General features: G+C 46.0%; 9 protein-coding genes and 2 pseudogenes. 3 read left to right on the top strand and 8 right to left on the bottom strand.

The features are described 5' to 3' along the window. Window positions 1-64 precede the first annotated feature (64 nt). Complete coding sequence (locus RMO79_RS20600; protein WP_310485141.1) at window positions 65-262, top strand: hypothetical protein; 198 nt, start codon at window positions 65-67, stop codon at window positions 260-262. A 218-nt stretch (window positions 263-480) separates the two neighbouring features. On the opposite strand, the pseudogene RMO79_RS24665 reads toward RMO79_RS20600, so the two are convergent. Continuing rightward, a pseudogene (locus tag RMO79_RS24665) lies at window positions 481-585 on the bottom strand (transcriptional regulator); the annotation flags it as partial. A gap of 96 nt (window positions 586-681) precedes the next feature. Between RMO79_RS24665 and RMO79_RS20595 the strand changes: the two are divergent. Next, window positions 682-2715, top strand: coding sequence for a S9 family peptidase (locus tag RMO79_RS20595; RefSeq protein ID WP_310485140.1), 2034 nt, complete (start codon window positions 682-684; stop codon window positions 2713-2715). A gap of 9 nt (window positions 2716-2724) precedes the next feature. Here RMO79_RS20595 and RMO79_RS20590 read toward each other — a convergent pair whose 3' ends face one another. From RMO79_RS20590 to RMO79_RS20565, 6 genes and pseudogenes are all read right to left on the bottom strand, one after another. Continuing rightward, window positions 2725-2928: a hypothetical protein gene (locus RMO79_RS20590; protein ID WP_310485139.1), complete on the bottom strand. Its 204-nt coding sequence runs from the start codon at window positions 2926-2928 to the stop codon at window positions 2725-2727. A gap of 2 nt (window positions 2929-2930) precedes the next feature. Further along, complete coding sequence (locus tag RMO79_RS20585; RefSeq protein ID WP_310485138.1) at window positions 2931-3107, bottom strand: hypothetical protein; 177 nt, start codon at window positions 3105-3107, stop codon at window positions 2931-2933. Between the two features lie 58 nt (window positions 3108-3165). Then, window positions 3166-5184: a hypothetical protein gene (locus RMO79_RS20580; RefSeq protein ID WP_310485137.1), complete on the bottom strand. Its 2019-nt coding sequence runs from the start codon at window positions 5182-5184 to the stop codon at window positions 3166-3168. Window positions 5185-5303: 119 nt separating this feature from the next. Then, window positions 5304-5867: a Pycsar system effector family protein gene (locus RMO79_RS20575; protein ID WP_310485136.1), complete on the bottom strand. Its 564-nt coding sequence runs from the start codon at window positions 5865-5867 to the stop codon at window positions 5304-5306. A gap of 18 nt (window positions 5868-5885) precedes the next feature. Then, window positions 5886-6225 (bottom strand): annotated as a pseudogene (locus RMO79_RS20570) (DUF5615 family PIN-like protein). Then, on the bottom strand, window positions 6222-6449 hold the full coding sequence (locus RMO79_RS20565; protein WP_310485134.1) for a DUF433 domain-containing protein: 228 nt from the start codon (window positions 6447-6449) through the stop codon (window positions 6222-6224). The pseudogene RMO79_RS20570 and the gene RMO79_RS20565 overlap by 4 nt, the downstream one beginning before the upstream one ends. Window positions 6450-6608: 159 nt before the next feature. Between RMO79_RS20565 and RMO79_RS20560 the strand changes: the two genes are divergently transcribed. Continuing rightward, window positions 6609-7292 carry a glutathione S-transferase family protein gene (locus RMO79_RS20560; RefSeq protein ID WP_310485133.1) on the top strand — a complete coding sequence of 228 codons (684 nt, stop codon included), beginning with the start codon at window positions 6609-6611 and terminating at the stop codon, window positions 7290-7292. A 217-nt stretch (window positions 7293-7509) separates the two neighbouring features. Here the strand turns inward: RMO79_RS20560 and RMO79_RS20555 are convergent. Further along, the coding region (locus tag RMO79_RS20555) for a phytase (RefSeq protein WP_310485132.1) at window positions 7510-13119 on the bottom strand (5610 nt) is incomplete at its 5' end.

Raw genomic sequence — 13119 nt, 5'->3', positions numbered from 1 at the left:
ACTGATAGATTCTCAGCTATTTGAACCAATCGAAACTCGGTGGAAGTAAAATACTATTATTAATTTGCTGCTTCTACTTCGCATTATCCGTGCTTTACCCTGGCTGGGTAAAGGGGCCGCAACAGATCCGATCGTTATTAATAAGCTGAGAACTAATACTCCCGATATCGATCGTTTTAGATATTTTTACAATAGATTGACAAACGATCGTCCCAGAATTTTATTTAAAGGTGGAACTTCTCTTAGAAAAATTTCTCAATAGATAATCGATTAGCCATTGCTGCCGCTACGCGATCGGTAAAAGCAACGGCTCGAATTGTAACTTCCTTCACAATTACTCAGTGGGAGTTCTCGTCTTTTGAATCATCTCTTGGATTGTTTTGGTTTCGCCAATTTCATAAATAACGATCCTCTTGCAGAGGGGCTGTGCCAACGAATCATTCTCAATGGTAAAGATTTGCTTAACTGTCATATCTGCAAGCAGATTACCTTGCAAATCTCTGACAATTTGATGAACGGTAACGACATTGCGAAAGGTTCCGCAAGGTGCTTGACAGGCTGCTCGCCATGCTGCAAGCTATCGATTTAAGCAATCCTGGCTTTGAGTCTTTCAGGATGGAGGGGCAACATGGGTGAAATCGATCGATAATATAGATCTGATGTTTATTATGTCACTTGCTTATGCAACCGCCGCACGCCGCCAAGCTAGCTCACCAGATCGAGATTCATGGAGATACGATCGTCGATGACTATTTCTGGCTGCGCGATCGAGATAATCCGCAGGTGATGGAGTATCTCAACGCTGAGAACGATTACACAGAGCAAGTATTAGAGCCACATGCCGAACTGCGGGAGAGCTTATTTCAAGAGCTAAAAGCGCGAGTCAAGGAAGACGATCTCAGCGTACCCGTCAAAAAAGATGGTTATTACTATTACTCCAGAGTGGCGGCGGGTAAGCAATACGCCATTCATTGTCGCAAACATGGCGATCTAAATAGTCCTGAAGAAATCATCTTGGATGAAAATCTACTGGCGGAAGGGAAACCTTATTTTCAGCTCGGCACATTTAGCATCAGCCCCAACCATCAACTCTTGGCGTATGCCGAAGATACAGATGGCTCGGAGACATATACGCTGCGGATTAAAAATCTGGCAACAGGCGAGCTATTGCCAGAATCGATCGAGAATACTTACTACTCGCTGGAGTGGGTAAATGATAACCAGACTTTCTATTACACCGTTTTAGATGAGAACTTGCGCCCTTATCGGCTGTATCGGCATACATTAGGCGAGTCGATAGACCGAGATGAACTAATCTATGAAGAACAGGATTCACAGTTTTTTGTCGGTTGTGACAAGTCCCGCGACGATCGATATATCTTCCTGACAACTGGCGGTAAGATTACCAGCGAACAATATTTTGTTTCAGCCGACGATCCGCAGGGTACGTTTTCGATCGTCGAACCCCGCCAGAAAGGGCATGAATACAGCGTTAGCCATCACGAAGGCTATTTTTACATTCTCACCAATGACAACGCCCAGAACTTCCGCATCATGCGGACGCTGGTATCGCAGCCACAGCAACAGTATTGGGAAGAATATATTGCCCACGATCCCGATCGATTAATTGAAGGAATCGATGAATTTAAAGATTACCTGATTATTAGCGAACGCTATCAAGGTTTAGGACAATTACGGGCGATTGAATTTCACAATCAAGCATCACATTATCTGGAGTTCGACGATCCTACTTATCTAGTATTTGGTGCGGCTAATTGGGAATACGATACCCAGAAATTCCGGTTTGGTTATACCTCTCTAGTCTCGCCGATGACGGTATTTGAGTACGATCTGCGATCGCGATCGAAGACAATTCTCAAGCAAAATGAGATTCCAGGTGGTTACGATCCGAATCAGTATCATTCAGAGCGAATTTTTGCCCGCTCTCATGATGGGGTGGAAGTGCCGATCTCGATCGTTTATCGCCAAGATTTTAAGCGCGATGGTACGCAGCCGCTCTATCTCTACGGCTATGGTTCCTATGGTGCCAGCCTAGATCCAGGCTTTTCCACCAATCGACTCAGTTTACTCGATCGCGGCTTTGTCTATGCGATCGCCCATATTCGAGGTGGTTCGGAGCTGGGGCGACACTGGTATGAGTCGGGCAAGTTCTTGCAGAAAAAGAACACCTTTCTGGATTTTGTGGCTTGTGCCGAACATCTGATTGCCGAAAAATATACCAGCGCGGGTAATATTGCGATCGCGGGTGGTAGTGCGGGTGGGTTGCTAGTCGGTGCGACGATTAATCTCAAACCCGAACTATTCAAGGCAGCGATCGCGCAAGTACCATTTGTGGATGTGCTGAATACGATGCTGGATGCCGACTTGCCCCTGACGCAGTTGGAGTACGACGAGTGGGGTAATCCCGCCGATGAGGAGTATTACCGCTATATCCGTTCTTATTCGCCTTACGATAATGTCGAGGCGAAAGCTTACCCACATCTATTGATTACGGCGGGATTGAACGATCCGCGTGTGACTTATTGGGAGCCTGCCAAGTGGACGGCAAAATTGCGATCGCTCAAAACCGATGATAATTTACTCCTACTCAAAACCAATCTAGATTCTGGACATGGCGGCGCGTCGGGACGTTATGAATATCTCAAAGATATCGCATTGGAATATACTTTTTTGCTAACTGTGTTCGATCGGTAAGTTATCTACTCAAGAATGCTGAACTCGATCGTCGGTTACTACTATAAGCTTGTTGTCTGCCCCTTTACCATTACTTACTTCAACGATCTTACTCGGATCTTCATCGAACAGATATGGGCAAGCTGCTTTTAAATTATCTAAAAACTGTTCTGGCGCGATCGTTTCAAAGTGATTGGCAAATACTTTCTCAAATTCTTTAGGATCTAAGGGCATAGCTAAATATCATCCATTGTGAGTATACATAAATCTTCAATTAAGCGTGAATCCAAAATCGCAATTTGTATATGGGTAAGATCGTAAATTGCCGAGTTTGGTAAAATTCGATCGCCTTCTACAAATGCCGATCGAATTGAGGCAATCCGATAGTCGGAAGAACTATTAAATGTTTTCACCACATAATTGAAGAATGAGCAGTCTAGCCGTGATATCCATACGCCCAAAGAGTTTCACTCATTTTCTTGTAGTAGTGAATATTTTGATGACATCATCAGTCACCACCCAGTCCATGATATCTTCCTCGACTAATCCTGAGAGATCTAAGACTTGCTTCAGATTGTAGGCTGAAATATGTATCTCTGAGTCACTTGTTCTTGCGTTGCCTCTAATAGCAGAAACCATGAATCTCTGAAGTACTTGTGATTCCTCACGACAATTGATCAAGCTTTTTACAAGTTCAGACAAGAGCTTGTAAAAAGCTTCCTTTGGATCGGTTAGCAAAAGTAAAGATGTGAAACCGTCCAGCGCAGAAAAGTTGTCTGAATTCAACTCAAGTGCTCTAGGATACTCACGTTTTACCTGTTCCATATCGCCACTGCGATAATGGGTAATGCCAAGATATTTAAGATACGCACGTTTTACCTGTTCCATATCACCACTGCGATAGTGGGTAATACCAAGATATTGTCGAGTTATGGATAGTAAACGTATACCTTCTTGAGGAACAGGATAAGTGTGTCGATTATTGTCAAGCCATAGTGTCTCTTCCAAAACTGCTCTCGCATCATCGTTGCGTTCGCTGTGACAAAGAATCAGCGCAAACTGATTAAATACCTTTATGATGTCCTCACTATAAACTCCCCTAAGCAAGCGGCTTTGCCATCGCAATGTGAAAGCTAAGATATCAATATTAAAATGCTTTGTTGGAGTAGTAGGCAATTCTATATATTCTCCAGCACTTACCCTAGAAACACCTGAAATCAAAGTTTGAATAGCATTAAGGCAATATTTATATGGGAGCCAAGGTGTTTTAGGATATTGATTTAGTGATTCATGAAATTTATTTAGAGATAATATATAGGTAAACATTTTCTCTCTTTCTTCTGAGGTTATGCTAATCTGTACCTCAGTCATTTCTATTCTGCCAAATTGAATTTTAATCCCAACCGGAGAATAGAGACTAAAGGTTCCAACAACACAAATTTCCTCGAAGAAAAAATTGAATATATCAGGATTGCAGATGGGGGCGCACATAAAACGACGAACAATTTCAAACGCAGTGATTAAAAAATACGATGAATGTATTTGATTTACATCAAAGCCAGGAAATCTACAGTAATCTTCAGATTGAGCTGGCGGATCGTTTTTTAGAGTTTCTCGGTAGTTATTGGACTCGAAACAGAATGATTCTCCGCCTTTAGCCATTGTCACACGCGATGTCGATAGTCGGTGAACAGTTGAAACCTGACTTTCGCAGTAATATAGCAGTTTTAATATCTCTGGCAAGAAACCTGTGAGAACATGCGATTCACTGCTCGTTCCAGTTTTGAGTTGATAGAGATAGTTTAGAACGGAATGTAAATCCGCTGGAAATGTCAATATTGCAGCTTCATGAATCTCGCGATACGAGTTTAGGGGATGCGTTTTTTTGCTAATTAGCGCAGCATAAACCGCTCTTAACCCTGCCTTTGCGACGTGATTGCGACCATTCCTCTGCTCTATTGGGTCAATTGATGTCAGTTCAGCAATTCCTTCAGCAAATGTGCGAGTCGAAATCAGAAATAGTTCAATCGCTTCATATGTAGGAATCTCTTTACATTTACCCATTAAAAAAGCTTCATATTCATCAGGATAGATGGTTTTATGCGAAGCTAGCTCATAGCTTTTAAGAGTATCTTTCGCTAGTCCACCCCAAGTATCTAGTCGATTAAGTGTATATGGAAGATTACGTTTAACATAAGATATGTCAGGCAGCCCAATTAGATAGTGATCTTCCTTAGTTGCCCAGAGGACAATCGGATGCTGTGGATGCTCGCGATTAATCCGGTCTGCGATTTTACTCAGCTTATCTCGAAAGTCTTCAATCCGCTCATTGTAAAAGCGGTCATAATAAATCACCGAAACATCTAAATCGCTTGCCTCAGTTTTCTCATGGGTAATGCTGCCCATGACAATGATGGCAGCAACCGCATCGCCAAATTCTTCAAGAACCAGATGTTTCGCAATTTCAAGCTTCTCACTTATTACATCCATCAATCTTCGTACCTGTATAATTAAGCTGATTCAGTATTGCCATCACTGTGAAGTAACCTAAGCTGCACTATTATTATTTTTCGATCTCTCGACTAAAGTTGTAGGATGCTTGTACACAATTATAAAGTCCCACAAGTAAAGAAAGTAATCAGTATAAATACGGGAACAGAAATAATTGCCGCCGCTAACGTATAAACTGCATACCTGAAAATCTCGAATTTTATAAATGCGATTCCAGAATTGATAGTCACTTGAACTGCTAGATCCTTCGCCTCTTTTGAATAAGGCTGAGATACCGGACTATCTGATAAGTAAGTTTGATTCAATCGATCCAGCAATTCTTCTGCTTGGTACTTCTTTAAATGCCCATAGAAGTATAAATTATCTTCAGGCTTAGGCTGCTCGGACTGGGACAATCTAAGCCGTAAGATTTTCTCCAGATCGGTTTTCGGCAGAAAAGAGAGTATGCACAAGAATGCACAAACACAAAGCAATATAGTTGCAGAAATTAAGCCCCATCGTAACGAATTAAACAAATTTTGAGCTGAAACGAGAACTGTCAAGGTTGCTGTCATCCCTGCTCCTGCGAAAGCAAGTAAAACAGCATTCTTCGCTTCAGCAAATTTCAACCAGTCATTTACGTTCTGGAAAATGCTGAATAATTTGGCAGATAGACTATCCATACTAAACCAATGAATTGATTAATTGCCACTAATTTCGACGAGTGGTTCGCCTGACTGTAATAGATCCAACGCTTCTAACAGCTTAGAACTCAAGATTTCTTTTAAGCGATCGTTTGATGTATTCCCACATGTCAGTAAAATAATTTTCGGTGGTTGACCAAACCGATTAATCAGATCGACAAAATCGCTATCTTTGGTGATGAAAATAATATTTTGTGCCTTTGCCGCCTCAAAAATTTCAGCATCTTCAGCATCTCGCAGCCCTACATCTCGTAGAGCCAAGGCTGTGATCTCAAATGTAGCTGTTATCCAACTTGAAATAGCAGGGAAAGAGGTGTGCATCGATCCAAATCATCAGGCAACTACCAATACTGGGTGGTCTAATTTGCGCGAGGCGTAGAAAAGAGCCGCTTTTAAGTCATCTGCTTCTAAATCTGGCATTTCTGCCAAGATCTGCTCGGCATCAAGTCCAGCGACAAACAGATCCAAAATATCGGACACTCGAATTCTCATCCCGCGAATACAAGGACGACCGCTACATTGCTTGGGATTAATGGTGATTCTTGCAAGTAAATCTGACATTCGGCTTACCTGAATGGTGATATTGCTATTTTATCCTACTAGCTGAGTGAGATAAAATAACATCTGGTTGCGATCGATCCAATTCAGCTTAGGTTAGGGTGGAGAATATCTTAATCGAGTCTAAAGCCTCAAAGCTTTTCAAACCTGCATTAACTTAATATGTATACCCTCTATATCACCAACAAAAACTACTCCTCTTGGTCATTGCGCCCTTGGGTATTGATGCAAGAAAAAGCGATCACCTTCACCGAACAACTCATCCCTTTTCCCGAAAACTCAAGCTGGGAAACCTTCCACAGCTTTGCCCCCAATGGGAAAGTCCCCTGCCTCCACCATGACGATCTCATCGTCTGGGATTCCCTCGCCATCGCTGAATACCTCGCCGAGCAACATAGCGGGATCTGGCCTGTCGATCGAATTGCCCGTGCCTGGGCTAGATCTGTAACTGCGGAAATGCACTCCGGCTTCAATACCATCCGCCAAGAATGCGGCATGAATTGTGGTCTCCGCATCCAGCTTCACCAGATGACCCCAGCGTTACAAGCAGATCTGGATCGGCTCAACGAAATCTGGGCAGAAGGACTCGATCGATTTGGTGGCCCGTTCCTGACTGGCTCTGAATTTACCGCTGTCGATGCGTTCTTTTGTCCGATCGCGTTCCGCGCCCAAACCTACAATCTACCCCTACACGCTTCTTATATCCAGCAACTTCTTTCCCTCAAATCGATGCAGGCATGGGAAGCCGCTGCGCTCCAAGAAACTTGGCGAGATCCCGAACACGAGCGTGAAAATCTAGCGGCTGGGGTGGTACTGTTAGATCGTAGACAATCGATTCACTCCTAAGCATAAGCTAGCCTATATCGGTTCGATCTTTAAAGTACTATCGAGTGAAATTATTGACTCGAACTAACTACTGGATAGATTCTCAACCACCTACGAAGACTGGGTAAACAATCTCAAAATCGATCCCATTAATCATACATAAATAAGCACGATCGATAACTAGTATTATCGATCGTGCCTGTTCTATCTATTTACACAGGAAAGCTGATTCGCAGTTTTAGGCAAACACGAACTGGCTGGCATTACCAGGAGTCAAACTAGTAGATTGAATACCAGTTAGCACTGCCAAAGTTTGACCGCCAAAGTTAATCGAGGTATCGGCTCCAACTTGATTTAGAACCAAAGTTGTCGCGCTAATACCCAAACTCTTGGCACCCTGAATGCCGATAACATCGGTACCGATTTGGAAGTCTAGAATCGTATTCGCAGCACCTGGAATCTCCGCATTAGCAATCCAGAATTGGTCGGCACCTGCACCACCAGAGAGGAAGTTACCGCCACCAGTTCCGACAAATAACTTGTCGTTACCGTCGCCACCTAAAGCGCGACCGTTGGTTCCGAGGAACAGGGTGTCGTTACCAGCACCAGCGGAGATCCGGTAGTCTTTGGCATCGTTCGCCTCGAAAATATCGTCGCCAGCACTACCGAAAGCGCGATCGTTATTGCCGACATAGATAACGTCATTACCGCTACCGAGATCGATCCGGTTGTTACCGCCGTTAGCACCAGAAATCGGGACATCCACGCTGTCGTTACCAGAACCAGTAAAGACGTTATCGTTGAAACCGTCGAATCCTGGTGTGATACCAGCGATGAGATTATCAGCACCCGCAGTTCCCGCAACCAAGGTTGGGGCGACATTATTAGGGGTGACTTCAAATTGACTGACGATTTTGGGCTGACGGCTGGTAATTGCGTCGGGGTTGGCTTCGAGTTCGGCGCGGGTGTAAGGATCGATGCCGTAGGTGGTGACGGTGAGTTTTTGAGTTTGTTTGTCGATATTAAACTCAGTCCAACCGTAGACGTGGGTGGCAACATAATCGCCTTGGAGGAGCTTGGCGTTAATTAAGCCGTTGGCTTGGGAGAGGTTTTTGTCTAAGCCGAGCGGATCGTAACCTAATGGTTGCAGTCCGTTATCGACGACACCTTTGATGAAGGTGTCTTTTCCGGCGGTTGGGAGCGAGTCGTACAACGCTTTCTGTTGCGGTGTAATTACGCCCAGAGCCGCGCCTAATTGAGCTACAGTCTGGCCGAAAGGTTGGGAATACCCGACAGAACCCGTGGTGATTTCAAAGGCACTGGTGGCGATTTGGGCTTGACCTGGGGCATTTTGGTAAGTCAGGTTATTAACTAAGGTGCCGTGGATGTCGGCGGCGACGAAGACGACGTTCTCAATTTTGTTGTCGTTGACATATTTGAGGATTTCCGTCCGCTCGGCGGCATAACCTTCAAATCGATCGGCTGCTGCCAGTACGCCGATATTTTGGATCGGTTCTGGTACCATGATAAATTTCCAGGTCACGCCATCTTTCTGGGATTGGAGCAGATCCCGTTTGAGGTCGTCTACCTGTGGTTTGCCCAGCATCGTCCGTTTTGGATCGAATGCATCGACTAAGAATTTGCCGACTTGGGCTTGGTCGGCGAGGTTGGTGACATCGGGCAACTCTTTATCGCGGAAGGAACGCGCATCGAGGACGAAGGTGGCAGCATCGTTACCGAAGGTGTTGGCACGGTAAAGTTTGCGTTCGCCGTCGGTACGGGCATCGCCTGGGGTGTTGTAGGTGAGATCGCGAATCGGGTTGAATTCTTGGAAGGCTTGGAGGCCGTTTTCATACAGGGGCGAGTCATTAATTAACCCCGTTTTGGCACCGTACAAGGCTTGCTCGGCAGCAGTGGCGGTCGCCAAACTCTCGCCGCCTGCGAAGTCGTTGGTGACTTCGTGGTCGTCGATGGTTGCGAAGATGGACGTAGATGCGCGTAGGTCGCCCCACGTATTTTGACCAAAGCGGCTAGCGTAAACTTCCGCATTTTTGGCGCGGTACTCTGCCAAGGTGGTGACTTGGGATTTCTCGGTACCGTCAGGATTTTTGACGGCGGGGGAAGCTACGTCACCGTAGATGGTATCGCCGAGTTCGATAAAGAATTTGAGGTTGGCGGTGTCGGCATTACTAATCGCGGGATAAGGTGCGAGTTCGCCGCGCCAGTCGCCGGATACGCCGAATTTCAAGCCTGTCTGTTGACCCAATGCCGCCGCCGTGCTGAATTTACCGTTAGTTTTGGTGCCGTTGACATCGGTGACGCGGTAGAAGTAGCTAGTATTGGCACTCAAGCCAGTGACATCGACTTTGACTGGTTGTAAGGGGTTGGTAACTGTGGCGGTTTGGGTACCTGCGATCGAACTAAAATCAGCTTTGGTAGAGTATTCAAAGGTGACTTTACCAGGAACATTAGCGCGCGTCCACAATACTGTAGATGTCTGGGTGGTATCGCCGCTGGCGACGCTATTGGGGAAGGCGGACTCGACGACACCCAATCGCGCGACGGGAGTGCGGGGATTGTAACTGGTAGTATCGATTTTTAGCGGTGTGGCGAAGGTATTAGCGATATTTTCAAACGGTACGAATTTGAAGTTGGAGCTAATATTCTCGCCGCTGACGATGGTGGCGGGGTCGTTACTGCCATCTTGCGTAACAAATAGACCATTCGGGAAATTGGCACCCAGCGGTAGGTTGATGACTTCCGCACCGTCAGATTCTTGGACGCTATCGATCGAGCCGTTATTCCCAACGCCAAACCGTCCGATAAAATCGTTATTACCTTCGCGAGTATAAGCGGCAAAAGTATTATCGCCTTGACTGGATGCAAGTAAATAACCCGTCACATTTTTACCGTAGTAAATGGTTAAACCTTCGACATCATTTGTGAGGTTTTTACCGCCTTCGGCTTTGACTTTCTCAATTAAGGTACCGAATTTACCACCTGTAGGCTCGGCGTTATATTTCCAGATGCCGACATCTTCTTGACCGATATATAATAATCCGGTTTCTTGGTCGGCGACGATGCCTTCGGTTTGAGGGGTTGCGCCAGCGGTGGTGGAAGAAGGAACTGTGAAGTTGCGAACTAGTTCGTAACCGATTTTGCCGTTACCTTTATCGATCAATTTCAGTTGAGCGACATCGCCAGTCTGACGGCGAGTGGTAAAGGCGTAGTAGTCATTGCTGACGGGACTGCGGTAGAGAGCCAAGCCATAGGCACTAGTCGCCGATGCCGAGAATGGTGCGGTAAATGGCGCGGCTTGGAAGATTGTCGCTGCGCTGGTGTCGGTAATATTTTCGAGATAATTACCACCCGTACCCGCCGGATTAATCTTGAAGATCGCTAGTTTATCGTTATTGCGATCGCTGGCGACGGCGATATCGACTTTTTGACCGCCCAGTGTAAAGCCATATTGCAAGTCCACGTTGTTATAACGCACGTCGGGACTGCTGGGATTGATGGTTTGGATGAGGTTGCCGGATAGGTCATAAACCCGCAACCCACCATTTTTAACGCTCGTAACCACCAAACTCTTGGCCGAATCAGTGGCATTGACATATACCGCCGGATCGTCAGCATCCGCCCGCTGACTAAAGGGTAGCGCACCATTGTCTAAGAGGGCGGGACGAGTTTCGACCGTTGGCGTTGCGGTGGGCACCAAGTCAGCACCCAAGGTAATAATCTGGGTAAACTGGGTCGCACTGAAGTTATTATCGCTAACTAAGACGACCGATTGGCGACCATCAGCGAGTTTCGGCCCAAATGCCAAGCCTTCGATATTATCCGTCCCCGTCGGATGATTGCCGTCGCTATTGGGCAGCTTGAGCGAGTCTAGATCCAAGATTAACCGTTTTTGGACGGGAGCGATCGCCTGTAACTGGGATGCACTCAGACTACCGAGGGCATCGATCGTACTAATATCTGTCGCCCCTTGAATCGTGACTTCGTAGACCTTAATCGTATTGCCTTGTCCGACCGCAAACGAGCGTTCTAGAGCCAAGAAGGTGCCGCGATCGTCGATCGCGAGCAAATCGACCAAACCACTATCAGCACCGCCAGTGGCGGGATTTGGTGCCTTAGCGATCGCATCGGCATTGTAGAGATATTCTTTCGCTGGTTGTCCGGTAACTAGATTATATTGAATAATCCGCGATCGGCTGCCTGTCGTGACAGTAGTTCGATCGCCATCCTGGAATAAAGCGTTTTCGGTGGCGGTGTAGAGCGTTTTTTGGTCGGGTGTAATTGTCAGACTCTCGAAGGCGAGATTATTCCGAATGCCAGCGGTTTGGGTATCTGGTGCATCGACGATGCCATTACCATTGGTATCAGTGACTTTGGGCAAGAATTTAGGCGGTACGACTAGCGAGCGAATTTCTCGTCCGGTAGTCAGCGAAAACTCTTTGACAAATGGATTGGAAACGCGCCCGACGGCTGGATTTGCTTCACCTTCAGACGAGATAAATACAGTACCATTTTGCGTCAGGGCGATGCCTTCGGGGTCGAGACTATTGGCAGCGAAAGGATTGCCGCTGGCATCCTTGAGTTGGACGACATTGGTAAAAGTTATATCGCTAGTAACTGGATTGAGGGTAAAAGTATAGAACCGCGCATTGGAAGTTCGATCGTCAGAAATGGCATAATACTGATTTTTCGCAGCATCATAAGTTACGCCAGATAGACCACCCAATGGCACATCCACACCATCGATTTTCCCCGCTGCACCAGCCGGAATCAGTCCAGTTGGCAAAATCTTTTGACCGACAAAACCTGCACTCGCGATCGATTTCCCGCTTGGCGTGACCCCGACTTGGACATCGGCAAATACCAAACGGTGATCCGAAGTCGCAAAGCCACCAGGTAAAGCCGGATTAAATACACCCACAGGCGCAAATGTCGGATCGGTATTTAACGGCCAAAATACACCACTATTATTAATTTTCAGATCTGCCGAAGGCAGCACATAATCAGTCCGCAAATTACCAGGGTTAGTGCCATTATCGGCAAAATCCGCCGTATCGAAAGCCGGATTTCCAGTTTGAGTGTTATTAATTAACCCCTGAAGTGCCGACTGTTGTACTCCACCCGCACTAGTCGGAATCGAATTGGTATTAATATTGGGGTTGCGTAATAACTGCGAGACGGCATTATTGTAGCTATCTCCATCGCGCGGATCGGCATTTTGGTCGCCCATAATTACGAAACTCGAACCGCCAGCGATGCCCCCTTTCCCACCTTTATCATCATAAATATAGCCGCCTTGCCCTGGCGAAACATAATCCGCCCAGAACCGAATTTCATCGGCATTTCGCTTCCCATTCCGGTCTTCAGTGCCATCAAAAACAGGCGGTGTAGGGTGACTGACGAGCGCGTGAACTATTTCGTCATTTACCTTAATCGGCACGTCCCAATGGCTTTTAGAAGACAACCGCAACTTCTCAATTTCGGCTGCCGAATAGAAACCATTCAAGTTCTCATTAACTGGGGTATCCGGATTATCTACTGTCGGATCGTTGGTGAGTAGACCACCTGGCATATCTTTCCAGAGGAAATTCTGAAAAGTTCGCACATTCGGCGTGTCAATTTCGTATTTAGATAGCACCACCATCCCAAATTGACCTGGAAAGTTACCAAACCCAAATGAGTCGTCACCGTAACCATTATCGCCGATGCCATCGGTGAGGGTAGTAATGGTACTGCCATTATTATTTAGATCGAAACCTGACGGAATGCCAGTATTACTCGGTGCAATATAAAAATATTTATAATCTACTGGAGTCGCGCCATTTTGTCC

The organism is Chamaesiphon sp. VAR_48_metabat_403, assembly GCF_031422475.1.
Lineage (GTDB): Bacteria > Cyanobacteriota > Cyanobacteriia > Cyanobacteriales > Chamaesiphonaceae > Chamaesiphon.
Note: the sequence above shows the minus strand (reverse complement) of the source record. Positions and strands in the feature narration are given on the sequence as shown.

Bases quoted from the DNA above. Each gene is read 5' to 3' on its own strand.
- RMO79_RS20565 (WP_310485134.1), bottom strand. From the start codon at position 6,449: ATGTCAGATTTACTTGCAAGAATCACCATTAATCCCAAGCAATGTAGC.
- RMO79_RS20560 (WP_310485133.1), top strand. From the start codon at position 6,609: ATGTATACCCTCTATATCACCAACAAAAACTACTCCTCTTGGTCATTG.
- RMO79_RS20580 (WP_310485137.1), bottom strand. From the start codon at position 5,184: ATGGATGTAATAAGTGAGAAGCTTGAAATTGCGAAACATCTGGTTCTT.
- RMO79_RS20590 (WP_310485139.1), bottom strand. From the start codon at position 2,928: ATGCCCTTAGATCCTAAAGAATTTGAGAAAGTATTTGCCAATCACTTT.
- RMO79_RS20595 (WP_310485140.1), top strand. From the start codon at position 682: ATGCAACCGCCGCACGCCGCCAAGCTAGCTCACCAGATCGAGATTCAT.
- RMO79_RS20575 (WP_310485136.1), bottom strand. From the start codon at position 5,867: ATGGATAGTCTATCTGCCAAATTATTCAGCATTTTCCAGAACGTAAAT.